The 26,292-nt window shown below is 44.5% G+C and carries 28 protein-coding genes; 14 read left to right on the forward strand and 14 right to left on the reverse strand.

Annotated elements, in window-relative coordinates:
- Positions 1 to 404: 404 nt before the first annotated feature.
- Genes ACQ4XT_RS01100 through ACQ4XT_RS01110 form a run of 3 tightly spaced genes read left to right on the forward strand, consistent with a single transcriptional unit; the run spans position 405 to position 2,053 of the window.
- A complete protein-coding gene (locus ACQ4XT_RS01100) occupies positions 405 to 710 on the forward strand; it encodes a hypothetical protein (protein ID WP_446852127.1) in 306 nt (101 codons plus the stop codon).
- A 28-nt stretch (positions 711 to 738) separates the two neighbouring features.
- Positions 739 to 1,110, forward strand: a complete 372-nt coding sequence (locus ACQ4XT_RS01105) for a DUF1428 family protein (protein ID WP_446852128.1) — start codon at positions 739 to 741, stop codon at positions 1,108 to 1,110.
- A 22-nt stretch (positions 1,111 to 1,132) separates the two neighbouring features.
- The gene (locus tag ACQ4XT_RS01110) at positions 1,133 to 2,053 is read left to right on the forward strand and encodes a ketopantoate reductase family protein (RefSeq protein WP_446852129.1); all 921 of its coding nucleotides are present in this window, start codon (positions 1,133 to 1,135) and stop codon (positions 2,051 to 2,053) included.
- 40 nt (positions 2,054 to 2,093) lie between these two features.
- Here ACQ4XT_RS01110 and ACQ4XT_RS01115 read toward each other — a convergent pair whose 3' ends face one another.
- Positions 2,094 to 2,654 (reverse strand): M15 family metallopeptidase, encoded by a 561-nt coding sequence (locus ACQ4XT_RS01115; RefSeq protein ID WP_446852130.1) that lies wholly within the window; start codon positions 2,652 to 2,654, stop codon positions 2,094 to 2,096.
- A 153-nt stretch (positions 2,655 to 2,807) separates the two neighbouring features.
- On the opposite strand from ACQ4XT_RS01115, the gene ACQ4XT_RS01120 reads away from it, so the two are divergent.
- A complete protein-coding gene (locus ACQ4XT_RS01120) occupies positions 2,808 to 3,536 on the forward strand; it encodes a hypothetical protein (protein WP_446852131.1) in 729 nt (242 codons plus the stop codon).
- Between the two features lie 576 nt (positions 3,537 to 4,112).
- Here the strand turns inward: ACQ4XT_RS01120 and iadA are convergent.
- Entirely contained in the window at positions 4,113 to 5,279 is a 1,167-nt protein-coding gene (iadA, locus tag ACQ4XT_RS01125) for a beta-aspartyl-peptidase (RefSeq protein ID WP_446852132.1), read from the reverse strand.
- A 26-nt stretch (positions 5,280 to 5,305) separates the two neighbouring features.
- Positions 5,306 to 6,802, reverse strand: coding sequence for a putative basic amino acid antiporter YfcC (gene yfcC, locus ACQ4XT_RS01130; protein WP_446852133.1), 1,497 nt, complete (start codon positions 6,800 to 6,802; stop codon positions 5,306 to 5,308).
- A 160-nt stretch (positions 6,803 to 6,962) separates the two neighbouring features.
- Here yfcC and ACQ4XT_RS01135 point away from each other — a divergent pair, with 160 nt between their 5' ends.
- From ACQ4XT_RS01135 to ACQ4XT_RS01155, 5 genes are all read left to right on the forward strand, one after another.
- Complete coding sequence (locus ACQ4XT_RS01135; protein ID WP_446852134.1) at positions 6,963 to 8,981, forward strand: sigma-54 interaction domain-containing protein; 2,019 nt, start codon at positions 6,963 to 6,965, stop codon at positions 8,979 to 8,981.
- A gap of 66 nt (positions 8,982 to 9,047) precedes the next feature.
- Positions 9,048 to 9,683: a hypothetical protein gene (locus tag ACQ4XT_RS01140; RefSeq protein ID WP_446852135.1), complete on the forward strand. Its 636-nt coding sequence runs from the start codon at positions 9,048 to 9,050 to the stop codon at positions 9,681 to 9,683.
- Positions 9,684 to 9,794: 111 nt separating this feature from the next.
- A complete protein-coding gene (locus ACQ4XT_RS01145; protein WP_446852136.1) occupies positions 9,795 to 9,986 on the forward strand; it encodes a hypothetical protein in 192 nt (63 codons plus the stop codon).
- A gap of 21 nt (positions 9,987 to 10,007) precedes the next feature.
- Entirely contained in the window at positions 10,008 to 11,003 is a 996-nt protein-coding gene (locus ACQ4XT_RS01150) for an acrylyl-CoA reductase family protein (protein WP_446852137.1), read from the forward strand.
- Positions 11,004 to 11,427: 424 nt separating this feature from the next.
- Positions 11,428 to 11,826 carry a hypothetical protein gene (locus tag ACQ4XT_RS01155; protein ID WP_446852138.1) on the forward strand — a complete coding sequence of 133 codons (399 nt, stop codon included), beginning with the start codon at positions 11,428 to 11,430 and terminating at the stop codon, positions 11,824 to 11,826.
- A gap of 78 nt (positions 11,827 to 11,904) precedes the next feature.
- Here ACQ4XT_RS01155 and ACQ4XT_RS01160 read toward each other — a convergent pair whose 3' ends face one another.
- The 3 genes from ACQ4XT_RS01160 to ACQ4XT_RS01170 form a co-directional block, all read right to left on the reverse strand.
- Positions 11,905 to 12,099, reverse strand: a complete 195-nt coding sequence (locus ACQ4XT_RS01160; RefSeq protein ID WP_146815384.1) for a YwbE family protein — start codon at positions 12,097 to 12,099, stop codon at positions 11,905 to 11,907.
- A 732-nt stretch (positions 12,100 to 12,831) separates the two neighbouring features.
- Positions 12,832 to 13,044, reverse strand: coding sequence for a DUF2188 domain-containing protein (locus tag ACQ4XT_RS01165; RefSeq protein ID WP_446852139.1), 213 nt, complete (start codon positions 13,042 to 13,044; stop codon positions 12,832 to 12,834).
- 63 nt (positions 13,045 to 13,107) lie between these two features.
- Positions 13,108 to 13,575, reverse strand: a complete 468-nt coding sequence (locus ACQ4XT_RS01170; RefSeq protein ID WP_446852140.1) for a DUF2188 domain-containing protein — start codon at positions 13,573 to 13,575, stop codon at positions 13,108 to 13,110.
- Positions 13,576 to 13,832: 257 nt separating this feature from the next.
- Between ACQ4XT_RS01170 and pxpB the strand changes: the two genes are divergently transcribed.
- From pxpB to ACQ4XT_RS01195, 5 genes are all read left to right on the forward strand, one after another.
- Entirely contained in the window at positions 13,833 to 14,546 is a 714-nt protein-coding gene (gene pxpB, locus ACQ4XT_RS01175) for a 5-oxoprolinase subunit PxpB (protein ID WP_446852141.1), read from the forward strand.
- Positions 14,543 to 15,544 carry a 5-oxoprolinase subunit C family protein gene (locus ACQ4XT_RS01180; protein WP_446852142.1) on the forward strand — a complete coding sequence of 334 codons (1,002 nt, stop codon included), beginning with the start codon at positions 14,543 to 14,545 and terminating at the stop codon, positions 15,542 to 15,544. Before pxpB ends, ACQ4XT_RS01180 begins: the two co-directional genes overlap by 4 nt.
- 12 nt (positions 15,545 to 15,556) lie before the next feature.
- A complete protein-coding gene (locus ACQ4XT_RS01185; protein WP_446852143.1) occupies positions 15,557 to 16,330 on the forward strand; it encodes a LamB/YcsF family protein in 774 nt (257 codons plus the stop codon).
- Between the two features lie 51 nt (positions 16,331 to 16,381).
- The gene (locus ACQ4XT_RS01190) at positions 16,382 to 17,572 is read left to right on the forward strand and encodes an NRAMP family divalent metal transporter (RefSeq protein ID WP_446852144.1); all 1,191 of its coding nucleotides are present in this window, start codon (positions 16,382 to 16,384) and stop codon (positions 17,570 to 17,572) included.
- Between the two features lie 787 nt (positions 17,573 to 18,359).
- Positions 18,360 to 19,022, forward strand: coding sequence for an O-methyltransferase (locus tag ACQ4XT_RS01195; RefSeq protein WP_446852145.1), 663 nt, complete (start codon positions 18,360 to 18,362; stop codon positions 19,020 to 19,022).
- Positions 19,023 to 19,064: 42 nt separating this feature from the next.
- Here the strand turns inward: ACQ4XT_RS01195 and ACQ4XT_RS01200 are convergent, their stop codons facing one another.
- The 8 genes from ACQ4XT_RS01200 to ACQ4XT_RS01235 form a co-directional block, all read right to left on the reverse strand.
- Entirely contained in the window at positions 19,065 to 19,880 is an 816-nt protein-coding gene (locus ACQ4XT_RS01200; protein ID WP_446852146.1) for a protein phosphatase 2C domain-containing protein, read from the reverse strand.
- Entirely contained in the window at positions 19,877 to 20,434 is a 558-nt protein-coding gene (locus ACQ4XT_RS01205; protein WP_446852147.1) for a GNAT family N-acetyltransferase, read from the reverse strand. The genes ACQ4XT_RS01200 and ACQ4XT_RS01205 overlap by 4 nt, the downstream gene beginning before the upstream one ends.
- Before the next feature lie 105 nt (positions 20,435 to 20,539).
- Positions 20,540 to 21,514: a quinone oxidoreductase family protein gene (locus ACQ4XT_RS01210; RefSeq protein ID WP_394219370.1), complete on the reverse strand. Its 975-nt coding sequence runs from the start codon at positions 21,512 to 21,514 to the stop codon at positions 20,540 to 20,542.
- Between the two features lie 11 nt (positions 21,515 to 21,525).
- Positions 21,526 to 22,311 (reverse strand): enoyl-CoA hydratase/isomerase family protein, encoded by a 786-nt coding sequence (locus ACQ4XT_RS01215; RefSeq protein ID WP_446852148.1) that lies wholly within the window; start codon positions 22,309 to 22,311, stop codon positions 21,526 to 21,528.
- A 17-nt stretch (positions 22,312 to 22,328) separates the two neighbouring features.
- Positions 22,329 to 24,089: an acyl-CoA dehydrogenase FadE gene (locus tag ACQ4XT_RS01220; RefSeq protein WP_446852149.1), complete on the reverse strand. Its 1,761-nt coding sequence runs from the start codon at positions 24,087 to 24,089 to the stop codon at positions 22,329 to 22,331.
- The gene (locus tag ACQ4XT_RS01225; RefSeq protein ID WP_446852150.1) at positions 24,070 to 24,813 is read right to left on the reverse strand and encodes a 2-phosphosulfolactate phosphatase; all 744 of its coding nucleotides are present in this window, start codon (positions 24,811 to 24,813) and stop codon (positions 24,070 to 24,072) included. Before ACQ4XT_RS01225 ends, ACQ4XT_RS01220 begins: the two co-directional genes overlap by 20 nt.
- A 1-nt stretch (position 24,814) precedes the next feature.
- Positions 24,815 to 25,876: a phosphotransferase family protein gene (locus ACQ4XT_RS01230; protein ID WP_446852151.1), complete on the reverse strand. Its 1,062-nt coding sequence runs from the start codon at positions 25,874 to 25,876 to the stop codon at positions 24,815 to 24,817.
- A gap of 12 nt (positions 25,877 to 25,888) precedes the next feature.
- A complete protein-coding gene (locus ACQ4XT_RS01235; protein ID WP_446852152.1) occupies positions 25,889 to 26,287 on the reverse strand; it encodes an acyl-CoA thioesterase in 399 nt (132 codons plus the stop codon).
- Positions 26,288 to 26,292 lie beyond the last annotated feature (5 nt).

Genomic DNA, 26,292 nt, shown 5'->3' on the forward strand with positions numbered 1-26,292 from the left:
AACCGTACAATCAGAAGTGTGGAAACGCCTTGGGAGCCCCGACAAGCATAAGACGAGGGGCGCAGTGAGGTGCTCTTCACTCACGGAGGCCATCGACTTATGTCTCGAGAATATACCTTGGTTAAACCTATTCAATAAGAAGACAAAACCTCCGGGGTTCCCGGAGGTTTTGTTATATCATTTCTTACTCTTCCCTCATTAAGAAGATAAATAAAATTAAAATCTCTTTCAAAAGAGAGGATATAGTAGGAACCGTGTCGAAATAACGCATAAAAGTGAAGATTGATTTCAATTTTGAACGAATGTTTCAAAACAACCCACGGAGTGGAAAAAGAAGAAATAGAGGTCTATTTCCCCACTCTTATACTTAAACTAGCAGATCAAATAGTAAGGAGCATATTCTAATGAAACTATCTACTTTACTCAAGTGGTTGACAGGTGGGTGTGAAGCATTCCTGGCAATCCCTATAGCAGGAGGAGCATTCATATTCAGCAATGCCTGGCTGCCACTTTTGTTCATGTTTGTTTTCCACTTGATTACTCTGGTTGTCTCAGCTAAAGACAAGCGCCCCTATGTAGGGAGTGTTCTCGGTATGATCACAAGCGCTATAGGAGCGATTCCTTTTATCGGTTGGGTCATGCACACAGTGACTGCCATCGTTCTTTTGATAAATGCCGGTCGGTCCACAAGCCTGGATAATAAATCCTGATCACCTATTTCACTGAGGGGGAATGGCGATGTTTACAGTCATATGTCTTTTTCGAGTTAAACAAAAAAATTTGGATGAATTCATAGAACTGAGTAGAAAATCCGGTAATCTCTTAAAATCCCATGGCGCTCTCGACCATAATATTTATTTTTCAAATAAGTTGACTGGCAGCCAAGGATCCATGGGACTGTTGAATGTGATAGATGTTGAGGAAGATGAAGAACTCATTCTCGGTCAATCCATTTTCAAAAGTGAAGAGCATTACCATGAAATCATGAAAACAGCAGGGTTTGACGATATCATCCAGTATTTAGACGACCATATTAAAGATGTTGTAGAGGCGACTAGAATTATTACCTCAAGTTTCACAACAGAACGTAGCAAGGAGTTAGAAGCATAATTTCTTCGGAGGTGTTGTAAAAATGAAAATCGTTGTTTTAGGCGCAGGAGCTCTAGGAGCCTATTTTGGAGCACGCTGGCAGGAGGCTGGACACGAGGTCATTAACCTTGTCCGCGAAGGAAGAGCCGAGCAGATTGAAAGGAACGGTTTGAAGCTACATAGCGAAATGGGAGATTACGAAGTTCCAGATCCCGTCATTGCTAGGAGTCCAGAGGAGATTGAAAACCCTGACCTTGTTTTTCTTGCCGTTAAAGGCTACCACCTTCATGGCACATTGGAGTGGCTTAAAGCATTGGTAAATAAAGGGGCAAAAGTTTATCCCGTATTAAATGGCATGGAACACATCAGTATTCTCCAAAAAGAATTAGGAGAAGAAGCTGTTATCGGTGGACTTTCTTACATCATCGCTACCCTTGATGAAGGTGGTCATGTTGTCCATACGAGCCCATTCCATGACCTCGTATTCGGACCGCTCCATACTTCTCAGCAGGCCATCTGTGAAGAACTTGCCCTCGCTTGTAACCAGGCGAATTTGAACGGTACGTTAAGTACGAATATTCTAGAGGACATGTGGAAAAAATACATGTTCATTACCGCATTTTCCGGGATTACAACAGCTGTTAATCAACCCATTGGCGTTGTACGAAGTTATCCTCAAACGTTCCGAATCGCAGAACGAATTCTCACGGAAATGAAGGAACTTGCAAACGCTCACCACATTGACCTGACAGATGAACAAGTGCAGCAGGCATTTGAACGCTTACGCGGATTCGATCATGAAATGACATCATCCATGCATCAAGATCGACGTAAAGGGCTGCCTTTGGAAGTTGAACACCTTCATGGCGGAGCTTTACGCCTGGGCAGCGAAGTGGGATTGAGCATGCCTTATATCGAAACGATCCATGCAATGATCAAACCTTACGAAGAATATCAACAATGACAAAAAAAGGTGTCCCTGAACTCGGGCACCTTTTCTCTATCTATTCTTCATCTGCGTACTCGTCTACTTTCGGCCGCTTCCCTCTTTTCAATTCCCTGATTGATAATCCGAAGTCCATTTGCAAATGAGGATAATCCTTAAAATTCTCCCAGTCGCCTCCCCATTCAAACCCAAGCCCTTTAGCTGCTTCTGCAATTTCAAGCCAATCTGATTTTCCGTTTCCATTTCCATCGTACTCTGTATCCCAAATGATACGGCCATCTTCGTGCTCAAGCGCAAAATCGATAGCAAGACCATAGTTATGATAGGACTCCCCACCCCTCGCATGAGTGACGACTTGCCCATCTGAAGAACGACCTTGTTCATATAGCTTATCCTGCCTCTCCACGGACCGATGACCTTCCGTAATCACGATGTTAATCCCTGCTCTCTTTACCTCTTCGACTAACTGATCTTTGCGCTTTTCTACTGTCGGATGAAGGTTGGTGGGCAACGGGACATCTTTTTTATAAAATACACCTTGAGGAAGTTCCTTTTCTACTTGTGGGACCAACAAGAAAATTAGCAGAGCAACCACGCCAGCAAAAAAGAAAAAGTTCATCAGGTTCTTTAATATGCGCACTTTTGCTTCCCTTCCATTCATTTATTGATTAATTTGAGAATACCACACGAAGCTGATTAGAGAAATAAATTACTTCCTTTTCATAGTTTCCTATAGTATATTGACAGAAACATCCAATTGGGAGGGAACCCTATGAAATCCGTCTACTTATTACTATCAAATACAGGTACGATCACAAACCAAGCCATCAAAGCATTCACCGCAGCTCCCTACAACCACGCCTCTCTCTCCCTGGATAAAAATATGAAACGCCTTTATAGTTTCGGAAGACGTCGACCAACAAACCCTTTCTGGGGCGGATTCGTTCAGGAAGACCTTGTCCAAGGAACATTCAGTTGGTACCCCTATGCAACATGCGCCGTTTACGAATTAAAAATGACAAGAAGAAAATACCAAAAGCTCGAGCGCCTTCTTAAAGCATTCGCTAAAAACTACAAAACTTACTTTTACAATTATTTAGGTCTTTTAGGGGTACCTGCAAACCAGCCTATTCATGTGAAAGCCAGCTATTTTTGCTCCCAATTCGTAGCTGAAGTACTTAAGCGAGCAGGATCCAACCTTTTTCACAAAACAAGCGCCCTTGTCACTCCAGATGATTTCCGGAGCCACCACGAACTTCAACTGATTTATGAGGGTCCTCTTTACGAGTACCCACATCTCTATTCCAAACCCTATTACCATCCAAAGAGATACAGATCTTTCCCATTCCGCAAGTACATGAAGCAGCAGGTAAAGTCGGAGGTGCTCGGTATTCAAGAAGAGAACGGCGAGCTTTACCAGTTCAGGGATGGCTTCATCAAACCTAAGAAAATCCTAATCTCGAAAAAATGGTACAGAATCAGAAAGATCCTGAACCTATAAAAAATCCCCCATCTACAACAATAGCTCCCTATTCTGGAAGACTCAGTTTCGAGACGTTTGTTGAGTGGATGGGGCTGCGGGGAATAGCTCGCTTTCCGCGGGAGCGCGGTGAGCCTCCTCGGACTGCGTCCTGTGGGGTCTCACCCTGCACTTTTTTCCCGCAGGAGTCTCGCCATTCCCCTCCGCCCACTTACCGGAAGAAATTCTCGAAGCTACCTTCCAGCAATAGGAGCTTTTATGGTTGAGAAGCCTATGTCAACGCGGTTTATGCAGGATTCAAAAGAGTTTTAGGCAGGGTCCTATAAGAGGGATTTCGAGAACCTCATTTGGTAAAGGGGCGGAGGGAAACGGTGAGACTCCTGTGGGAAGTGCGTGGTAGATGAGACCCCGCAGAGCGTTAGCTCGAGGAGGCTCATCACTCGCCCACGGAAAGCGAACCTTTTCCCGGAGCCCCTAAATCCACACAAACATCTCGAAATCAAGTCTTCCACAATCCTGCCAGTTAGTTGAAGAATGGTAAGTATAAATAAACCACCCCTTTCCGGAGGAAAAGGGTGGTTATTTATATCGCTTATTCTATTCGAAGGTCCCTTTTATTAAAGGTTCTCCATTTCTGACCATCTCCTTACCTAAAGCGAGGACACGGGAAATCTTGAGTGTTTCTGGGTCCATTATGACGAAGTCGGCATCTTTCCCTTTTTCAAGCTTACCTTTTGTAGGAAGACCCAAAATAGTAGCCGGGTTCAGAGTGATGACCTTCAATGCATCTTCTACGCTCACCTTCTGCTCTAGAACAGACTCTCGAAAAGCTTCATACAAAGAGGCGACCTTTCCTACTTTCAAACCAATCAAGTTGCCTTTATCGTCAAAATCCGGGAGGCTCCCCTGGGCGTCGGAAGTAAAGGTGATTTGTTCAACCGGCACTCCCTGATCTAGCATGCGTTTCAGGGCTTCACTACTTTTTACTTCTCCATCTTCTAAAAATTTCGGGATTGTACTCGTTGTAAAATCAACGAAACCTCCCTTTTTAGCGTATTGGATGCCCGCTTCAAAAAGATCAGAATTACGGTTGATATGTGTCGGGTAAAATTGCGTAATGGGTAAATCAGTCGTCTCAATGACTCTCTCTATAAGTTTTAATTTATCTGGACTATCCCCGACATGCACATTTACAATCCCTTTTTTCCCTGAAAGCATCCCTCCGATCCGCGCTTCGGAAGCGATCTTAGCCATTTCTTCAACGGTAGGCTGAGAAGATCGGTGGTCTGATATGGCGATTTCTCCCGCTCCGATGATCAAGTCAATCAACAGAATGTCGTCCTCTATGTTGCCTGTCAATGTTTTTACAGGGACTTGATAAGAACCAGTATGGCAATAGCAGGTAATCCCCTCCTCCCTCAAAGCGCGTGCTTTCGCTACAAGGTTCGTCATGGTCCGTGTTGTCCCATCCGTGCCAATGACACCGACAAGAGTGGTTACTCCGTTTAAGGTGGCATCCGTCAGAGTCAACTCAGGTGTGCGGGACCGGAAACTTCCTTCCCCGCCGCCACCTGTAATGTGAACATGACCATCGATAAATCCAGGAGCCAGCACCTCCCCCTTGGCTTCTATGACGTTCACCTGATCACCGGACAAGTCTATGTGATCCTGGATATCAGCAATTCTTCCATCAGCAATAAGGACATCTTTTTCTCCCAAAAACTCAGGAGCATATACGGTGGCCTGTTTAATTAGAGTGATCAATTCTTATACCTCCTGTGTTCTCTCATTTAATTGAAATTGACAAGTACAGCGACAACAACAAAGACTGACGCAAGTCCGAAGAGGATCAACTGGAATTTGAAGATGAAACGGAACCAGTTGGACCAGTCCAGCCGTGCTGCACCTAATGTTCCCATAAGCGCCGCTGAAGTAGGTACGATAATGTTTGTCAAACCGTCCCCTAATTGGAAAGCAAGTACAGCTACCTGTCTCGTTACACCTGCGATGTCAGCTAATGGTGCCATCAATGGCATCGTTAGAGCCGCCTGTCCTGACCCTGATACCACAAAGAAGTTGAAGACCGATTGGAATAAAAACATCAGCCATGCAGAGATTACCTCAGGTACACCTTCAAACACTTGGCCTGCTGAATGAAGAACCGTATTCAGCACAGAAGCTGTCGCTGGATCATCTCCTCCTAAAATGATAATGATCCCTTTAGCCATCCCTACGACCAGAGCAGCTGGCAGCAGATCCTTTGCCCCTTGGGCAAACCCTTCTGCGATGTCGTTGACCCTCATACTATTCAATTTAAAAATCACACCAATGATCCCTGCAACCAGACCAATAGTAAAAAACTGACTCGCAATTTCCGGAATATAATAGGCATGTTGAATAACACCCCAGATGATCCAAGCTACCCCTAAGACAACGGTCAATATGACAAGGGCGTGACCAAATTTAAAATTGACTTTCAAATCTTTTTGCTCGAAGTCATCTCTGAAGTATTGATCGGATTTATAGGCCAATGACCGAGTCGGATCCTTTTTCACAGAACTTGCATATCTCCACGTATAGAAAGTACCAATAGCCGTAAAGATCAGCCACATAGTAAATCGGAATGGAGTTCCTGATAGGACCGGCACATCTGATACCCCTTGAGCAATCGCTACTCCAAATGGATTCATCCAGGATGTCGCAAATCCGATTTGTGTGGCTACATAAGTAATCATGATTCCTGTAATGGCATCATATCCAAGCGCAACCACGAGTGGGACAAGAATCATAGCGAATGCGATGGCTTCTTCTCCCATCCCGAAGACAGCGCCCCCCAGTGAAAACAGGAAGAACATAATCGGAATGATGAGCACTTCTTTTCCCTTCGTCCGGTCGATGACGGACAGAATCCCTTCCTCGACGGCCCGGGTTTTCATAATGATTCCAAAGGCTCCACCGATGATTAGTATAAAAGCGACGACACCGACAGCCGAACCCCACTTATCTCCTGAAACTAACCCCTCAAATACATAATTTAACAGACCAGCTCCCCCAAAGGGCTCAAACAAACTTGTCCCCTGCTGAGCACCTTCTTCAGCTACCGAAAAACTATCCGGTATGAGGACAGTTCGCGTTTCTTCTGAACCTGATTTGTCATACGTTACCTCTTTTGTTTCAAATGTCCCCGCAGGTATTAAATAAGTTAATAGAGCTGCGAATAGAACAACGAAAAAGATGATGACATACGTATGAGGCATCTCAAACTTCTTTTTCCGCTTCTTATCCATATGTTTTCCCCCTTTATGATCCTTCCACTAATCTACATGCAAGTTTCATGCCAAAAACATTTTCTGAATATTCCGCCTCAAAAAAGGCTGTTCATCTAAAATAGGTTTTAATTGGGTGTTATAATATAAACCATTAAGAACTAAAAAGAAGGGTGATCGGATGAAAAACCAATTAACCTTGTTAACAGGAACAAAAGAGACGCAAGCGACCCTGCATGAACAATTGGAAGACATTTTAGGAGAATTCATTCATATCGAGAGCTATGCCGTCGATGAATATGTCCCAAAACAAATCAGCGATGATTTAATCATATTTTCCTCTTATTTAATTGAAAAAGAAGCCGCTCCCTTCATCGCCCCCGGATCGCCACGCAAAACGGCTATCCGCACGATTAATTACCAACACATTGAGCGTTTGTTGGAACTCGAAGAAGGAACCACCGTTCTCTGTGTCAATGACACTTTCGAAATGGCAGAAGAAACGATTGATACATTAGAAAAGATGGGTTTAGACCACCTTTCCTTCACCGCTTATTACCCAGGTCAAAAGAAGACGCATGACATCCTTACTGCCATCACTCCGGGCGAGGTAACCCTTGTCCCTCCTTCAGTAGAAAAGATCATTGACATCGGCGTCCGCCTTATCGACATTACAACATTAATTGAAATTCTCGATCACTTCCATTTAAAAGAAGAGCTCGGGGGAATGATTTCGAACCGGTATACAGGAAAGATCATCGAGCTCAGCAAAAAGCTATCGGAAATGAACAAACAAACCGAGCTCTTAAACCAACACCTTCAGCAGGTGGTTGATGGAGTGAATGATGGTGTCATGGCCATTGACTCCGAACAAAAGGTTACCGTATTTAACCCTTTTATTGAAGAATACAGCGGATTATCCCACACGCACGCCATGGGAAAGCCTGTTCATCAATTATTCAAGGATTCTAAGCTTCTCGAATTCATGACCACCCCTCAAGAAGAAGGATTATATTTTTCTTTAAACGGCTACAACCTTATGATCTACCGTGTCCAATGGGAAGAGAGCGACAATGTCATCTTCATTTTCAAAAACACGGATGAAACCATTACGATGGAAAAAGCTGCCCGAAAGCAGTTATTGAAAACGGGCTATATTGCAAAATACTCGTTTAAAGATATCATCGGAAACAGCCCGGCGATTCAAAAAGCGAAAACCATTGGGTATAAACTTGCGAAAACTCCTCTCCCTGTTTTAATACACGGGGAAAGCGGCACCGGAAAAGAACTTTTCGCTCACGCCATCCACCATGAATCCGACCGCCTTTATGAACCTTTTCTTGCGGTGAACTTCAGTGCACTACCAGAAGACTTATTAGAAAGTGAACTGTTCGGGTATGAAGAAGGAGCTTTTACCGGAGCCAAAAAAGGCGGCAAAAAAGGGTTGTTTGAACAAGCGGATGGTGGAACCATTTTCCTTGATGAAATTGGAGATATCAGTTTAAAGCTTCAAGCGCGCTTATTGCGTGTGATTCAGGAGATGGAAATCCGGAAGATCGGAGGAACGAAAACCATCCCGATCAACGTGAGAATCATCGCCGCTACGAACAAAGATTTACTTGAACTGATTGAGCAAGGGAAATTCAGAGAAGACCTTTACCACAGACTTAAAGTGCTGTACGTGTCCGTCCCTCCACTCAGAGAACGAAAAACAGATATCCCTGCACTTGTGGAACAATTTTTACTAGAAAACCACACCCCGAATAAAGCGCTCGGCAGTGGACTAATGGGAGAATTGATGAGCTATGATTGGTTTGGAAACATTCGCGAGTTAAAAAATACAATATCTTATCTCCTTACTGTTTCAGAAGGGGATACCATCTCGATTCATGATCTTCCTGGTGAAGATTTTTTCCAAAGACCAAAGAAGAACACAAAACAGAAATCGACCAGTTTCGTGGATGATCAAATATATAAAGAAGTTTTAAAAATTGTCTTGTCATTGAACGAAGCGCTGATCAATGCAAGCCGCAAAAAAATCTATGAAAAACTCGCTCTGGAACAATCCATTCCTCTATCCGAACAGCAGATTCGCAGAGTATTGACAGAATTAAAGGAACGAGGATTCGTTACCATCAAACGCGGCCGGGCAGGCACACAAATCACAGAATCCGGGGCTAATTACATCCGTCAAAGTTAATGTGTACCGATGAAGAGAATGATATAATGATGTCGAAGCGACAAAATCAGGGAGAGAGACAAGACGATGGAACTACAAAACAGAAAATCTAGTAAAACGATCTACGAATTATTCATGGTCGGTCTTGCAGCCCTATCCGTCGCCACGATTTGGCAGCAAACAGGATATAATAGCGTGATCGTTTGGACAACATGGTCCATCTTCTTCCTTGACTTCCTTTACCGTTTGTATAAAGCCGACAGCAAATGGGGGTTCATAAAAAAACACCCTTTTATCGTCATCGCTGCCATCCCCCTTGATGCGATTTTCCAGTTTGCGAGATTTGCAAGAATTCTTCACCTTTTAAGGTTGAAGTCCATCACAAAGTATTACACGATGCCTTTCATACGTTTTTTAAAAAGGCAGCACCTTTTAACAGTGACTGGCGTTACTTTCGTTCTTGTTTTCCTTTTGATCATTCCCTTACATTTAATGGAGAATGAATTAGACAGCTATGGGGATGCGTGGGTAAGTGCGATCCTTTCCCTTACCTTTTTCGGGAGATCTGGTTTTGAACCAGAAACGATGGGGGGACATATCATCATCGTGATCTTCACCATCCTAGGTGTCATCATTCACGGGCTGGTGATCAGCACGACGTTTGACTACTTAATGCAAACCCCGCTGTTCCAATCCATTAAAAATAAATTCACTGATAAATAAAGCCGCCATCTAATGGACGGCTTTTTTTCATGCCTCTCCCTAGATCAACGTTTAACTCCTTATGGAAAAAGGAATCATAACCGGGACACCCATTTTCTGGAGGTGAAAGAGATGGCTGATCAAAAAAGAAACAAAATATCTGAAAACGACCAAAGCTTTCAAGAAAAACTAAAAAAAGAACAGTTGATTGACGGCATTCCAGATGAAGAAGTAAGAAAAGAAGAACGAGAACAGGATAAAGGAAGAAAATCCAAGCAGGACTCAGTTACCGAGGAAGATTACGACGAGGATCTTCGTCCTTAATAGCGGAAATGAGGTGACACGTTGACACAATTCAAGGCGTATAAAGTCGACCAGACTGATGAAGGTGTACAGGGTTCCGTGCAAAAGCTATCTTTCTCGGACCTCCCTTCCAGTGATGTTTTAATTAAAGTTCATTATTCCAGCATCAACTATAAAGACGGAATGGTTACCCAGCCGGATAACCCCCTCGTCAAAAATTACCCAATCATACCCGGGATTGATTTGGCCGGAGAAGTGGTCCGTTCCTCTGCCGAAAAATTTAAAGAGGGCGATGCTGTGATCGCTACCAGTTATGAAATTGGCGTCAACCATCACGGTGGATTCAGTGAATATGCAAGCATCCCTTGCGAATGGGTCGTCCCTCTTCCCGAAGGGTTGTCGACAGAAGAAGCGATGATTTACGGCACAGCCGGTTTCACCGCGGCTCTTTCCATTCATCGCTTAGAAGAAAACGGGCTGACTTCTGAAGAGGGCCCTGTCCTTGTGACCGGGGCTTCCGGCGGCGTGGGGAGCATAGCGGTGTCTATGCTTGCTAAAAGAGGCTATACCGTTGAAGCAAGTACAGGGAGTCCAGAACATGAAGAATACTTAAAAGACTTAGGCGCTTCTAAAATTCTTTCCCGTGAAGAGGTTTATGACGGAAAGCTACGCGCCATAGCAAGCGGGCGATGGGCTGGAGCCGTCGACCCTGTCGGAGGTGAACAGCTCGCCTCGCTTCTTAGTCAATTAAAATATGGAGGCGCCGCAGCCGTAAGTGGGCTGACCGGGGGTACAAAAGTTCCCACACAGGTTTATCCTTTCATTTTACGGGGTATATCTCTTATTGGAGTTGATTCCGTCAATTGCCCAATGAATGTAAGAAAAAAAGTGTGGCATCGAATGGCTAATGATTTAAAAATTAAAGAAGTGTTCGACCGGATCAAATCTGTTCACACTCTCAAAGAAGTTCCTGAAACACTCGAAGATATTCTACAAGGAAAAACACGCGGTCGGTCGATCGTCAAACTTATGGACTGATGGTAGTTTCCCAAAACGTACACTATTGACATGTATGAATACAGAGTTTATAATGTTTTGATAGTACCTTCTAGAGAAGGTAACTCGGAAAAGAAAAGAGTGATTTGTATGAGACTGGCATTCTGCTACGTTTTGATACAACTTAATCACACTGGATCAGCTTCGGAGCTGTAAGGATGCAATAGAGGTAGGGATTGCGTCGTTTAAGTTGCCAAAAACTACCATGTAGAATTTTGAACCGCGGCACTAACATGGACAAAGTTCCACAAGCCTTGCGATAAAAGCAAGTGGAAAACTTGATATTTTCCGAAAGTATACAAAGCGAGAAGGGCGGCCGCCCTTCTCGCTTTTCCAATTTACATAGGTTTTAAGAGAGGCTTTCATGGTAATATAAGCCTTAGACGCATAAAAGGAGGCTTATGAAATGTCCCGGTACTTAGACCGTATCGAACCCGAAGATGTCCGCTTTCTTATGGACTTATCAGAATTCAAAACCATCGTACTTGATATGCTCGACGATGCTCGTGATTTGGTAAACATACAGATTAACTATGACCTCCTCGATGAGCCCGAAGGAGAGACACTTGTCCGGCCCATGGTCCTTCTCAATGAAATCAGTAACTTCACAGAAGAAGACCGTCATACATTGTTGCAAACGGGGTTTTCCATTGATGGTGAGCCTTTTGATAACGGGGACTATGCCATGGAACAAATCTTCGGTTCAGAATATACCATCCTCGCAGTTACAGAAGATGAAGACGGTGCTTTTTTTACAATTGAAATGCCCTATAGAAACTTTGAAAAACAAAAGAGTCGTATATAATCTTATGTTTTAGATGTATATATAATTAAAGAGCCCATGTTCTGCATGGGCTCTTTCGTCATTGCAAGGAAGCTATTCTTAGGAATGAATGTTTTTCACTCGACCGACTTGACCGTCTTCCAGGCGTACTTTTATTCCATGAGGGTGATTCGGGGACTTAGTGAGGATGTCTTTCACTTTTCCACTGGTCAGTGCCCCTGTTCGTTGGTCTTTCTTCAGGACGATTTCAACTTCTGCCCCTATTTTAATGTCACTTCTTTTTTGTCCATTCATTTTTGGAACCTCCACATTCAGTCTCTTCCGTATTCTATCACAATTCCCTTCGTCGTCACTTATTCAACTAAAGCTCCCTTTTCTTGAAGACTCAGTTTCGAGACGATTATGTGGTTCTAGGGGCTCCGGGAAAAGATTCGCTTTCCATGGGGCGGGCGGTGAGCCTCCTCAGGCTACGCCTTCCGGGGTCTCACCTGTCCCACACGTCCCATAGGAGTCTCACCGTTTCCCTCCGCCCCTTGGCCATGGAAAGGATTCTCGAAACCAACACTAAAAGGTCAGCTCTTATGATTATGGAAGGTGGATTATAGAACTCCTAAACTTATAAGTGAAGTTCCAATTCCCCCCACATAGGCAGGCATAAAGTGCTTTGTATCAAGCATTTACGTTTTCTAAATGTCCATTGAGTAGAGTTTATATGATTCACTTCCCATAACCATACAAGGTGATCTTCCAAGTAGTGGTTTCGAGAATCTACCATGGTAAAGGGGCGGAGGGGAATGGCGAGACTCCTGCGGGAAAAAAGTGCTTGGTGAGACCCCACAGGACGCAGTCCGAGGAGGCTCACCGCGCTCCCGCGGAAAGCGAGCTATTCCCCGCAGCCCCCATACTCTCAACAAAAGTCTCGAAACTGAGTCTTCAAGAAACCTGCCAGTTAGTTTAATAATCCCTTCTCTTTATTAAATTAAACATAAAAAAAGCACTCGCTCTGAGTGCTTTTTTTATGTTTGATTAGCTGCTATAGTCATATTGATTTTGAATTTTACCTTCTTTGGTATGGATAACCGCTGAAGTTCCTTTGTTTTGGGCGATTTCTTTTGCGCGATCAATCGCATCCTGTTTGTTTTCGTACACCTTCGTCGGTTGTTCCGCACCTTCTGCTTTTACTGCCCAACCTTCTTCATGAGAAACTACATGTTCTGCTTGATTTCTACTGTCAGCCACTTTGAATTCCTCCTTGAATAATTATTATATAAGCTATATATCCTGTTACGAAAAGTCGTAAACCTAAGATTCTCCATCCATTGACATTTTTTCCTGAATAGTTCCATCTTTTTTATGAATGATTACTTGTGTTCCTTTGTTTTCAGCAATCTCTTTCGCTCGGTCAATCGCTGCTTGCTTTTGATCAAAAACATCAGACGGTTGTTTCGCATCTTCTGTTTTCACAGCCCATCCATCTTCATGAGCAACGACATGTTGACCTTTTTCCAGGAGCTCAGGGCGGCTCTCTCCCTGCCTTCCTTCTCGGTCCCTTTTCTTCAGGTTTTTATCGCTCATTTGCTTCACACGATTGATTTCTTTTTCACCTGCATTTTCATACCATTCTTTTGCCTGTTCTGTAGCTATAGGAATGGCCTGCCCCTCTTTATACCCTTCGTCAATCATGGCGTTGGCTATATCAATGGCTTTTTTTCTAATTGTTGTTTCCAAGTTTTTGAAAGAGCTTGGGTAATCTTCTGTATCCCACGGCATTTCACACACCCTCCTCATTCATTAATTATCTTTTTTATTCCCTTCTACTAAGCGAAATTAAACCAATCGGGGACCTTGGTCGAATTGAAACAGCATGAAAAATAAGATACGATATTAACGTCGTTAAGTTAGAAAAAATGACATACTTTGATATTTTTCTGCCAAATTTAAACGGTTCGTTCATACATAGCCCATGGACATCCACCCGCTAAAGTGGTTTGGCATCACTACATTATAAGTGCATAGGAGGTATTTTATTGGATATAAGCATTCATCCCCTTGGAGACCAGGCTCTCCTTATTGATTTTGGAGAATCTATAAATGAGGAGACCAATCAACAAGTACGTCAAGCCGCCGCACAACTTGATGAACAAAAGCCCGACTGGATGATTGAATACATTCCGGCTTTTTCTACTCTAACCATTCTATACAACCCCTACTACATCGCTAAACAAATACGTTCACAAGACCTCCTTCCCTATGAATGGGCACGAACGAAGGTTTTAAATCTTATATCTCAATCTTCGTCCTATCGTTCTGAGAAGAGAACTATAGAAATACCTGTGTGTTACGGAGGAGAATGGGGACCAGACCTCTCCTTTGTCGCTTCACACAATAACATGAGCGAAGAGGAAGTCATAGTCACTCATATGAAGGGAAATTACCTTGTGTATATGATAGGGTTTGCGCCTGGTTTTCCTTATATAGGAGGAATGGATAAAAAAATCGCCGCACCTCGTCGTGACGATCCAAGGCTCTCGATCCCCTCAGGCTCTGTTGGCATTGCAGGAGAGCAAACAGGGGTATATCCCATTGAAACGCCAGGGGGATGGCAATTGATTGGCCGAACCCCGCTTAAACTTTTCGAAGCTGACAGAGATCAACCTTCCCTCCTTCAGGCTGGAGACCGCATTCGTTTCACACGTATTGATGAAGCAGAATATAAACAGATTAAGGAGGGGGAACAATGATTTCGGTATTAAAATCAGGATTGATGACAACCATTCAAGATACAGGCCGGTACGGCTATCAAAAAGATGGAGTCATTGTAAGTGGAGCCATGGATCAACAGGCCCACCGAATAGCAAACCTCCTTGTCGGAAATCCTTCCGATGCAGCGACCATGGAAATAACATTGATGGGACCGGTTCTTGAATTTCAAGAAGATGCTTTCATCGCTATCTGTGGAGGAAACCTTACTCCCATGATTGACGGTGAGAGTGTTTCCATGTGGAAACCTTTGTACATTAAAAAAGGAAGCGAGCTCCGCTTTGGACAACCCAAAAAAGGCTTCAGGTGCTATCTATCCATAGCTGGCGGATTTCAGGTACGGAAGGTTATGGGGAGTTCTTCTACATATCTCCGCGCAAACATGGGCGGTTTTAACGGACGAACATTAGAAAAAGGAGACCAACTTCGATTTGGTCTCCCTGATTCTCCTCTTGAACATTCGCAGGAACAACTCAAAACTGTAAAAGAAACTACATCTTTTAACGAAGCTTCCTGGTTCGTCGGTCCTGAATTCACCAATTATACAAAGAGCGACCAGCCGATTCGAGTTATGCCCGGCCGTGAATTTGACTTATTTACAACCCAGAGTAAAGAACAATTTTTCAACGAGCCTTTTCAAATTGATTCGAAGTCAGACCGAATGGGCTATCGTTTAAACGGATCGACCCTGAGTCTTGAGGATAAAAAAGATATCGTTTCAGAAGCCGTTACATTCGGGACCATTCAAGTACCTCCAGACGGAAATCCGATCTTATTATTAGCGGACCACCAGACCACAGGTGGTTATCCAAAAATCGGACAAGTAGCTTCGGTTGATTTACCGAGAATCGCACAAATGCGGCCGGGAGAAAGTATAAGTTTTTCACCTATTACCCATGAAGAAGCTCAACGTATGCTTTTAGAAAAAGAGAAAAACTTGAAACAGCTGCAAAGAGGGATTGAAACGAAACTTCGCTAAGGGGGAGATTCCATGCATATCGTCGACTTGAATTGCGATATGGGAGAAAGTTTTGGCCGCTATACCATCGGCCGCGATGAAGAAATATTGAAATATGTAACATCCGCGAATATCGCATGCGGTTACCACGCCGGGGATCCAACTATAATGAGAAAAACGGTACAGAAGGCGTTAGAGCATAACGTTGGAATCGGTGCCCATCCAGGTCTGCCAGATCTAGCCGGGTTCGGACGACGACCAATGGAGGTTTCTGAAGAGGAAGCATATGACATGGTTGTCTATCAAATAGGAGCCCTCAAAGGGTTTGTGGATACAGAAGGGGGACGTTTACAACACGTCAAGCCCCACGGCGCTCTGTTTAACATGGCTGCGAAAGATCCAAAGTTGTCAACTGCCATTGCCAAGGCTGTTTACGATGTGGATCCAGAACTGGTTCTCTTCGGACTTGCAGGAAGTGAACTTGTGAAAGCGGGTCGCGAACATGGGCTTAAAACAGCTAGTGAAGTATTCTCAGATCGCACCTATCAATCAGATGGATCTCTTACTTCACGAAGAGAACCAAACGCGCTCATCAGTGACCACGAACAAGCGGTCGAACAAGTGATTCGCATGATTAAAGAAAACAAAGTCCGTACCGTGCAGAAGACGGATATCCATATTGATGTTCACACCATTTGTATTCATGGGGATGGGGCAAGCGCTATCGATTTCGCCAACTATATTACAAAAGCATTGAAAGAATCAGAAATCACGCTTCAATCCATCGGTGAATTCATCGAAAAATAAGTAAACAATAGAAATCTCCCATCACAATAAACCTAGCAAAGGAGCTACTCCATGAAAGAACAATCGACAAGAAGTCTCCTGTTAGGAGCCGCGTTCCTGATGGCGACGTCCGCCATCGGTCCTGGTTTTCTAACACAAACGACTCACTTCACTCAGCAACTTGCAGCAAGTTTCGGATTTGTCATCTTAATCTCCATTATTATAGACATCGGCGCCCAGCTAAATATATGGCGAATCATCGCTGTATCTGAGAAACCAGCTCAGGACATCGCCAACAGCCTACTCCCAGGCCTTGGAGTATTTTTATCTGTACTCATCGTTGCCGGTGGATTAGCCTTTAATATTGGAAATATCGCAGGGGCCGGTCTTGGTACCAATGTACTTTTTGGGATCTCTCCTGAGATGGGGGCATTGTTCAGCGGGATTGTAGCTGTCGCCGTCTTTCTCGTCCGAGAAGCGGGTAAAGTCATGGATCGTTTCGCACAAATTGCAGGATTCATCATGATCGCATTGACTATTTTCGTCATGTTCTCCGCCCAACCACCTGTCGGAGAAGCTGTCGCGAAAACATTCGTACCTGATACGATTGATTTTCTCGCCATCATCACACTCGTCGGCGGAACCGTCGGGGGATATATCACCTTCGCCGGCGGCCACCGCCTTTTAGACGCAGGCGTGAAAGGAAAAGAAGCACTCCCACAAGTCACAAAGAGTTCCGTGTCTGCGATTGGAATTGCTTCCGTCATGAGAATCTTCCTTTTCCTTGCTTCCTTAGGTGTTGTAGCCTCAGGTTTCACACTGAACCCTGAAAACCCACCAGCTTCTGTCTTCCAGGCAGCAGCAGGAAATGTCGGATACAAAATCTTCGGTGTCATCATGTGGGCCGCTGCTGTAACGTCTGTAGTCGGAGCCGCCTATACATCCGTTTCATTCATTCGTACATTCAATAAAACGATTAACAAGCACCACAAATGGTTCATTGTCGCGTTTATCGTCATTTCAACGACTGTCTTCGTTTCGGTCGGTGAGCCCGTCAAGGTGTTGATCCTTGTTGGCTCGTTAAATGGTTTGATTCTACCTATTGCGTTGGGTGTCATGTTGATAGCCGCGTATAAACAAAAAATCGTCGGGGATTACAAACACCCGTTATGGTTGACCATCTTCGGAGTCCTTATCGTCATCGCCATGTCCTACATGGGCGGCATGTCACTTATCCAAGGCATTCCAAGACTATTCGGTTAACCCCCAAAGAGCTCAGGCAACCTGAGCTCTTTTTTCATGCACTAAAGCTCCCTATACTTGAAGACTCAGTTTCGAGATGTTTGCGTGTGTTTCGGGGCTCCGGGAAAAGGTTCGTCTTGCTCCATCGTCCAGACACTCGCGTCATAAGCAAAACAGCAAAGGAATGAAAAACACATTCCGTTGCTGTTTTGCTTATGCCAGTCGTGTCTACCAGGTCGATTCCGCATTTGAACACTTTCCATGGGGCGGGCGGTGACCCTCCTCAGGCTACGCCTTCCGGGGTCTCACCTGCCACACGTCCCATAGGAGTCTCACCGTTTCCCTCCGCCCCTTTACTATTAAGTGTCTCGAAACCACTTCTGGATTAAGAAGCTTTCAAGCTTGATGGAAGTGTGGGCGTTAAACTTTTACCCTATGGGTATTTGGATACTGAAAGCTTGTTAGAGGAGACTTTATGCTTATAAAAGCGGGAAAGTGAAAGGCAGTCCCTTTGAGCCAAGGGATTCGTTATACGCATACATCGAAAGGGGTGGTCGGGAAGCTGCGAGACTCCACAGGACGAAGTCCGAGGAGGCTTGCCGTCATCCCCACAGGAAAGCGAGTAGCTTTCCGACCACCCCTGACGCCAAACAAAGCAACGAACCCCGAAAAACATCTCGAAATCAAGTCTTCTACAATCCTGCCATATCCTTTAATTAGGATATGGTGATCTGAAGCACCTTTTTGCTCGAGTTTTTATTGAAGGAAGATTACACTAGAAGAAACTTATACATAAGGAGTGGTTTGATTGAGCAATCTGGAGACTTGGAAGCATGTGGATCAATACTTTATTGACCAGTTAATTCCCGCAGATCCTGTCATGGAGAATGTACTAAAAGCAAACGAAGAAGCAGGACTACCTTCCATTGACGTGTCTGCCACCCAGGGAAAGATGCTTCAGCTTTTTGTGAAAATGAAAGCCGCGAAAAATGTATTGGAAATTGGCACTCTCGGAGGATACAGCACTATCTGGATGGCAAAATCTCTGCCTGAAGATGGTCACGTCACTACACTAGAATTCAACCCGAAGCATGCGGAAGTTGCCTCAAGGAATATGGAAATGGCCGGAGTGCAGGACAAGATAGAAGTGATTGTCGGTCCCGCCCTTGATTCTCTGCCTACTTTAGCAGGACGTGAACCCTTTGATTTTATTTTTATCGATGCAGATAAAAATAATAACCCCCACTATGTCAAAGAAGCTCTTAAGTTATCTAAGTCCGGAACGACGATCTTAGTAGATAATGTCGTTCGGGATGGAAGACTGCTTGACTCAGAAAGCAAAGACAAGAGTATTATAGGTACACGTGAGATGTTTGACTTATTAAACAACCACCCAACCCTTGAATCCACAGCCTTTCAAACGGTGGGAAGCAAAGGGTATGACGGTTTCGTCCTGGCCGTTGTAACATAAAAAACCAAAACTAAGTGTACCTTTTTTTATGATCAGGTGCACTTAGTTTAATTTCATCCACACCGCTGTTCTGTCATCAATATGGAGAGTATGTTTATTCAGGTATTCCGTTAATTCATGAACATAACCTTCCAACCCTACTTCCCGAATTCTCTGGTAAGTTGCTTCAAGGGTAAGTTCAGGATGAAATAAACCATCAGAAATAAGCAGGAGGCTCCGAATCCCTTTTCTATCGATTACTCCTTGATCCAGGTATTCCATCACTTCAGGCATTCCGTTGGCAACCGTATAACCACCTTCCACATTCGCAAGCCGGCGGTTGTACCGAAGCCTATTCATGTGTATATCATAGTAACTTTCAGGTGGAATGTTCTCTCCACCCTTTCTTCCTTCGACACGTTTTTGCTCCGCTCTTTCGCTGATCCCTTTGACAGAGTCAGTTGTGACAACTATAAACTTTCCATCCTCATCCTCTACAAGAATCATAGAATCCCCAAGCTGCACATAATGAATCTGGTCATCCATGACTTTAACAACAGCTACGCATGTAGACCAGCGTTCTTCTCCAAGTTCTGTCTGGACGGCGTACCTTTCCATCTCTTCTTTTAAATGTAGGTTGGCTTCTTCTACGGCTTGCACCAGGCTTTCCCCACTCTTTAACCGCTCCATTTTAGATTTGAAAATTTGCGCGGCAAGATATGCTCCATTATGTCCTGCTTTATCTTCAAAGCAGACGAGGGGAGTTGCCCCATCTAAAACGCCGTAAACACCGGCATGTTCGTTTAGTACCAGCGCATCTTCACATTCCTTTTTTACCGGGCTCTTTTTTTGGATATGTTCCACAACCGTGACGTTCAAGAGATATCCTCCCTTCTCTCCCAATCCTCTTTCAGCATTCCATAAACCACATGATCTGTGTATTCATCATAAAGCCGAGCTGCTTGACGGATGACCCCTTCCTGCTTGAAACCCAACCGTTCCGGTACTGCCCGGCTCTTTTCATTCTCAGATGCAGCTCGAATTTCAATCCGGTTCATACCTAGGGTCTCAAAAGCATAGGCGAACAGAACGCGACAGGAACGTGTCAGCAGTCCCTTCCCTTTGTAATCAGCTCCCATCCAGTAGCCAATGCTTGTAGCTTTGTTTTTCTCATCAATCTCATGAAAATCGACGACACCTGCAATGTTTCCTTGATATAGAATACAAACGGTCAGCCCATTGTTTTCTGCATAACGGCGCAAACTCATCTTTATGTAGTTTCTTGTATCTTCCACTTCTTTTGTAAAATGGATCCACGGCAGCCATGTTTTTATATGATCCCTGGAACGATCTGATAAGCGGTATAGCTCCTCCGCATCACGATGATCGATCATTTTCAGTGATAATTCTTCATCGATTCTTTGTTCAAACAATAGTCTTCTCCCCCTTTTTTTCTGTGGTCATTTGTATTCGACAGAATCCCCTCTTCTTCCTGCAAAAAAAGTACGACAGAACAAGTCTGCCGTACTTTTTGTATATTATGGCTTTAATACCAGCTTTCCTTTTGTCTTTCTAGCCTGCATAACCTCATGTACGTGGGCCGCTTCCTCTAAATCAAACACCCCACCAACGGTCAACTTCAATTCCCCGGACTTTATCATTTTCAATAAGTGATTCAAGCTTTTTTCAAAAAGGACGGGTTTTTTCATGATCTGCGGTAAAAAGAATCCGATCACCGATAAATTGCGATTCATTAGTCCAGAGGGATACATTTGAGCTGGCTCTCCACTGGCCACCCCATAAACAACCACTCTGCCGAATGCTCTCATGCATTTAACGGTCTCGTGGAAAATATCGCCTCCAGCCATTTCCAGAGCCACATCGACGCCCCTTCCATCCGTCGCCTCTAATACTTCTTCACGCCAATTCGGATGCGTGTAATTGATCGCATGATCTGCCCCTAAATCGCGGGCCAGCTTCAACTTTTCTTCCGAGCTTGCTGTAGCAATCACATTTCCTGCACCGAAATGTTTAGCGAGTTGGACGGCGAGGGAACCAACTCCACCAGCCGCTGCATGGACTAGTACGGTTTCCCCTTTTTCCAACCTCCCCATGGTTGTGAGAATATGGTAGGCGGTTAAGCCTTGTAAGGGTAATGCAACAGCCGTTTCATCTGTGACTTCGTTTGGGATGGGAATCAAGGTACTCTCATTCGTCTTCACGTATTCGGCATAGCCCCCTGAACCAATGAGGGTCACGACACGATCTCCCTTAGAGACACGGTTCACCCCTTCGCCAACTTCTTCCACGACACCAGCGACTTCTGCTCCAGGAATAAAAGGAAGTGGTGTAGGTACGACATACGACCCTTCACGCCTTGCTGTGTCCGCATAGTTCACCCCAATAGCATGAACCTTGAGAAGAACTTCCCCTTCGCCAAGTTCTGGACGATCGACATCCACTTTTTCCAATACGGAAGGTCCACCATATTCTTTAAATTGAATTGCTTTCATCGTTTTCCTCCTCATTTCCCAACAAAGTTAGGTTTGCGCTTCTCCTTGAATGCCTGCACACCTTCTTTATGATCTTCCGTTGAAACCATCATGGTCTGCGTGATTCTTTCCTGCTCAAGAATCGTAGCTAAGTCTGAGCGAGCGGCCTGATCCACGATCTTTTTCATCATCCCCATGGCTCTGCCCGGACCTTTGGAAAGAGCAAGAGCATAGTTCATCGCCTCTTCTTCTAAATCAGCGAGCGGAATGACACGATTGACAAGGCCCCATTCGGCAGCTGTCTCAACAGGAATTGGTTCTGCACGGAACAGCAACTCTTTCGTACGATATGGACCCAACAATCTTGATAAAAAGTAATGGCCTCCACCGTCAGCCACAAGGCCGACTTGTGCGAAGCTAAGCACAAATTTGCTTTCTTCCCCTGCCAATATCTGATCACAGGCAAGCGCAAGGTTGAATCCAGCACCTGCCGCGTATCCATGCACCACAGCCACTACTGGCTTGGCTAAATCTTTGATTTTAAGAATCAGTTGATTCAGTTCCCCTACATGATCATACAGGTGTTGCGCATCAGCTGTCCCCATGGATTTCACATCTCCACCCGCTGAAAAAGAGCGTCCAGCCCCTGAAAGAACCACAACTTTCACATCATCATTACGGTCAGCTTCAACTAAGGCCTCCTGTAGACCTATGATCATTTGATCAGAAAAAGCATTCAATGAATCCGGCCTGTTCAGCACACAGGATAGTACCGGGCCCTTCATATCGACAGTTAAGTGATCATTACCTAGTTTCATATTCGTCATCTCCTTTTTTATGATACATAGTGACCTGCAGCAATCAATCGATCGGCAAGCTGACGGTTTCTTTCCACCGACCCTTCCCGTTGGTATTCGTTCAACAGCACAGGAATACGACGTAACGTTTGAACACGTTCCTCCCCTTGTAACAGGGTGGATAAGAGCTGAGTGATCGACCGTTGTACGTTCAATGATGACTGCTCAATTAACGTGTAGGTCATCATTTCTTTTAATGGAAGACTCGGGTCTTTGGCATGTTCCGCTTTTCTTGTCCTTAAGACTGCGGACTCGAGGCGATAAATTTCAATAGCAAGATCGGCAAGCTTCATTAATAGTTCCTGTTCTTCCTGTATGGCTTTTCCATACATCCGATAAGCTGCTCCTGCACAAACAAGGTACAGGTCCTTCATGAGAGCAATGACTTCCTTACGTGGATCCGAATGTTTATATCCACCATTTTTCAGTGAATACTCCGCTTTTTCCATCAGTGATGACGCGTCAAATTCTTCTTTGGCTGCTTTTTGGAAAAAGGCACCTGGGATTAACAGACGATTGATTTCATTAGTTCCTTCAAAGATCCGATTAATTCTTGAGTCACGATACGCTTGTTCAATCGGATATTCTTTGATGAATCCCGCTCCTCCATGCAGCTGCAGCGCTTCATCTACCACTTCGTCCAGCGTTTCTGATCCAGTGACCTTGCAAATAGCAGATTCGAGCTTATGCTCATTCATCGCTTTAGCGGTGGCTAGCCGATCTTCTGAATCATAATGACCATGAAGCGATGCCTCAATATGACCAGCTGTTCGATAAAGCAGAGATTCCGTGCCATAAATTCGCGAGGCCATTGAAGCGAGTTTTTCCTTCGTTGCCGGAAATTCTGCGATGCTTCTTTTAAACTGTCTCCGTTCTTTCACATGGGTAATGGCTAACTGAAAACTGTATTTCGCTGCTCCCAAGGTGGCAAATCCTAAATTAAATCGCCCCAAATTCAGAACGTTGAGAGCGATCAGATGACCTTTACCAATATCCCCGAGCAAGTTCTCAACTGGCACTTCACAATCTTCCATCACTACTGAACAAGTCGAAGAACCTTTAATCCCCATCTTTTGTTCTTCTGGTCCGATTGAAAGTCCAGGGAAATCCCTTTCCACAATAAAAGCGGTAAAATGCTCTCCGTCTACTTTCGCATAGACAATAAACGTATCGGAAAAAGCAGCATTGGTGATATAAATTTTGGTCCCGTTTAATAGATAATGGGTGCCTTTATCATTAAGCACAGCCGTCGTTCTTGCGGATAGAGCATCTGAACCTGCTTCAGGTTCTGTCAGACAATAAGCCCCTATGTAATCTCCTGATGCGAGTTTGGGCAAATACTTTTCTTTTTGCTCCTTTGTACCGAAATAGGTGATCGGCAACGTAGCGATACACGTGTGATTCGAATGGGCAACGCTATAGCCACTCGCATTTCCTAATGCTTCACCGACGATCCCTTTACTGATCTTATCTAAGCCCAGTCCACCGTAGCTTTCAGGAATGCTGTGACCAAGCAGCCCTAAATCTCCGGCATGACGCATTTTTTCAGCTACAAAATCAAAATCCCCACTTTCGATCCGGTGCCGATTCGGGTGAATTTCCCGGGTAATAAATTGTCGAGCCGTGGCAGCCATCATCTTATGCTCATCGGTCCGGTCTTCCGGCGTAAACACTGAGTCCTCTGAAATAGCAGAAATCAAAAACTCTCCACCTCGAATGTTATGCTGAACTGGTTGCATTTTTACCCTCCTTGATTTGTCCGCTTTCACGGTCATATATGAGTATAGAATCAAATAAACCTTCCTCAGCAACAACGTCAATTTCTTGAGGATCAAGCCCGGCGTTGACAAGTAATTTTCCAATCCTGCAGGTTCTTAATAATTCCTTTGCAGCCCCACTCCCTTCGTAAAAACCGAGAGCCGCAACCGCTGCATCGGAGAGTCCCCATTTGCTTTTCTTCTGCATGTAGTAGACTAAACTACCGACACCATAAAAATCTTCGACGGTAAATTCCCCGCTCGATCCTGCACAGACAAGGACGACATCTTCCCCTTTATGGTGTTCTTCCAAATGAGCCGCCATCGCTGGATTGTTGAGGAGTGAAGAAGCATATAGACAAGAGGCCTGCCTTGATTGATGTAAGGCGACCGTTCCGTTTGTCGTCGTCAAAATCAAATGTTTATTCTGGATGATTGACTTCAAGTGAGTTCTTAGTGGTGGTTCAAACCCATCAATCCTTCTCCCTTTATCTTCTCCGGCGATAACGAAAGGATCTTTGAATTGTTCCGCTTTTTTTCGAGCTTCGTCGACACTGAATACAGGGATGACACTGGACGCACCATCTGCGATCGCTGCTGTAATCGTCGATGTGGCAAATAAGACATCAAAGACGACAACCACTTTCCCTTTTAGCTCTTCCGGGCGTATGTCTTCCTTCTTAAAGATAACTTGGACATCCCCCATCCTAGAGACCTGCAGTTTCTTCCGCATGACGGATCAGATGATTGACGAAAACGTGCATCCCTGCGAACCTTGGGTCCTTGGTTTGCCCATTTTTGTACCGATAATAGATCTGCTGTACGATTCCTGCCAGCTTGAAATAGGCGAAGGTCAAATAAAAGTCGATGTCCTCCACATCACGCCCACTCTTTTCAGCGTAGCGGTGAATGAATTCATCTCTTGTATAGAACCCCTCCTGAACAGTGAGAGACGGCTTTCCTAATCCCGTTTTCAGAAGTTCGGGATCATCTTTCTGAATCCAATAGCTCATGGCTGCACCAACATCAGCCATCGGATCACCGACGGTCGTCATTTCCCAATCAAACAAACCTACCATCTGCGAAGGATTATCCTTACTGAACATGGCATTATTCAACTTGTAGTCATAATGAATAATGGCAGCTTCTCTGGATGCAGGAATATGGTCGATCAACCATTTTTTCAAACGCTCCCCGGAAACCACATCATCGGTTCTCGCCCTTTCATAGCGTTTAATCCAACCATTTACTTGTCTTTCCATAAAACCTTCAGGCTTGACCATATCTTTCAAAGAAGTTTCCTGGTAGTCCAGGGAATGAAGTTCTGCCAGCCGGTCGACCATCGTCTCAGACAGTTTCCTCCCTAGATCTTCGGTCGCGTCCACGCCGTCGGGGTAAGTGTAATCAAAAACGAGCCCCTCTCTCCGTTCCATAAGAAAAAAAGGACGGCCAATCAGATTTCCAGATTCATAGAGATAGGGTTTCGGTGCCAAAGGATAGACCGGATGTAAGGATTGAAGAACTCTGAATTCACGTTCCATGTCGTGTGCCTTTGGAGCGACCGGCCCCATGGGAGGACGACGTAAGACAACTTTCCACTCTTCACCCACTGACAGTTCATAGGTCAAGTTGGAATGACCCGCCCCGAACTGCCTGATTTGCATGTCACCCGGAGGAATCTCTAACTTCTCCCTCAAATAACGCTCAAGCTTGTTTACATCGAGCTCCTCCCCTTGGCGGACAGGTCTTGTATCTTCTGCGTAAACCATGAAAAACCTCCTTTACTTTGCTACCATTTGATAGGATGACAAGGATTCTTTCATCTCAGATGTCAATGCAACACTTTGCTGTTGTTCAAAGTCGAATTGCACAATGACCGACAAGCCCTTGGCCACCAGTTCACCCGATTCTTTCTCATACATGTCCTGCTCTAAATGAAAGCTTGAACGTCCAATTTTCACGACATGGCTGCGAATCATCAGCGTCTGATTAAAATACACCTGTTTGATGAAATCACATTTCGTCGAAGCAAGGATGAAGTTCCAATCATCTCCTACAAGCGCCAGATCATTAAAAAACCGGATGCGAGCATCCTCCATATAGACAAAGAAGTTATTGTTGTTCACATGCCCTAATAAATCCGTTTCACAAAACCTTACATTCACTTCCATTTCATGCATCTGTT

It is taken from the genome of Halobacillus sp. 12SKB, from assembly GCF_052941655.1.

What these genes read in the sequence shown, in the direction of transcription:
- ACQ4XT_RS01160 (WP_146815384.1), bottom strand. Translation starts at nt 12,099, where the DNA reads ATGAATGGACAAAAAAGAAGTGACATTAAAATAGGGGCAGAAGTTGAA.
- ACQ4XT_RS01140 (WP_446852135.1), top strand. Translation starts at nt 9,048, where the DNA reads ATGGAACTACAAAACAGAAAATCTAGTAAAACGATCTACGAATTATTC.
- ACQ4XT_RS01225 (WP_446852150.1), bottom strand. Translation starts at nt 24,813, where the DNA reads ATGGGGGATGTCCAAGTTATCTTTAAGAAGGAAGACATACGCCCGGAA.
- ACQ4XT_RS01215 (WP_446852148.1), bottom strand. Translation starts at nt 22,311, where the DNA reads ATGAAACTAGGTAATGATCACTTAACTGTCGATATGAAGGGCCCGGTA.
- ACQ4XT_RS01100 (WP_446852127.1), top strand. Translation starts at nt 405, where the DNA reads ATGAAACTATCTACTTTACTCAAGTGGTTGACAGGTGGGTGTGAAGCA.
- ACQ4XT_RS01180 (WP_446852142.1), top strand. Translation starts at nt 14,543, where the DNA reads ATGATTTCGGTATTAAAATCAGGATTGATGACAACCATTCAAGATACA.
- ACQ4XT_RS01210 (WP_394219370.1), bottom strand. Translation starts at nt 21,514, where the DNA reads ATGAAAGCAATTCAATTTAAAGAATATGGTGGACCTTCCGTATTGGAA.
- ACQ4XT_RS01145 (WP_446852136.1), top strand. Translation starts at nt 9,795, where the DNA reads ATGGCTGATCAAAAAAGAAACAAAATATCTGAAAACGACCAAAGCTTT.
- ACQ4XT_RS01135 (WP_446852134.1), top strand. Translation starts at nt 6,963, where the DNA reads ATGAAAAACCAATTAACCTTGTTAACAGGAACAAAAGAGACGCAAGCG.
- ACQ4XT_RS01190 (WP_446852144.1), top strand. Translation starts at nt 16,382, where the DNA reads ATGAAAGAACAATCGACAAGAAGTCTCCTGTTAGGAGCCGCGTTCCTG.
- ACQ4XT_RS01230 (WP_446852151.1), bottom strand. Translation starts at nt 25,876, where the DNA reads ATGGTTTACGCAGAAGATACAAGACCTGTCCGCCAAGGGGAGGAGCTC.
- ACQ4XT_RS01110 (WP_446852129.1), top strand. Translation starts at nt 1,133, where the DNA reads ATGAAAATCGTTGTTTTAGGCGCAGGAGCTCTAGGAGCCTATTTTGGA.
- yfcC (WP_446852133.1), bottom strand. Translation starts at nt 6,802, where the DNA reads ATGGATAAGAAGCGGAAAAAGAAGTTTGAGATGCCTCATACGTATGTC.
- ACQ4XT_RS01115 (WP_446852130.1), bottom strand. Translation starts at nt 2,654, where the DNA reads ATGAACTTTTTCTTTTTTGCTGGCGTGGTTGCTCTGCTAATTTTCTTG.
- ACQ4XT_RS01105 (WP_446852128.1), top strand. Translation starts at nt 739, where the DNA reads ATGTTTACAGTCATATGTCTTTTTCGAGTTAAACAAAAAAATTTGGAT.
- ACQ4XT_RS01185 (WP_446852143.1), top strand. Translation starts at nt 15,557, where the DNA reads ATGCATATCGTCGACTTGAATTGCGATATGGGAGAAAGTTTTGGCCGC.
- ACQ4XT_RS01170 (WP_446852140.1), bottom strand. Translation starts at nt 13,575, where the DNA reads ATGCCGTGGGATACAGAAGATTACCCAAGCTCTTTCAAAAACTTGGAA.
- ACQ4XT_RS01220 (WP_446852149.1), bottom strand. Translation starts at nt 24,089, where the DNA reads ATGCAACCAGTTCAGCATAACATTCGAGGTGGAGAGTTTTTGATTTCT.
- ACQ4XT_RS01235 (WP_446852152.1), bottom strand. Translation starts at nt 26,287, where the DNA reads ATGCATGAAATGGAAGTGAATGTAAGGTTTTGTGAAACGGATTTATTA.
- ACQ4XT_RS01120 (WP_446852131.1), top strand. Translation starts at nt 2,808, where the DNA reads ATGAAATCCGTCTACTTATTACTATCAAATACAGGTACGATCACAAAC.
- ACQ4XT_RS01155 (WP_446852138.1), top strand. Translation starts at nt 11,428, where the DNA reads ATGTCCCGGTACTTAGACCGTATCGAACCCGAAGATGTCCGCTTTCTT.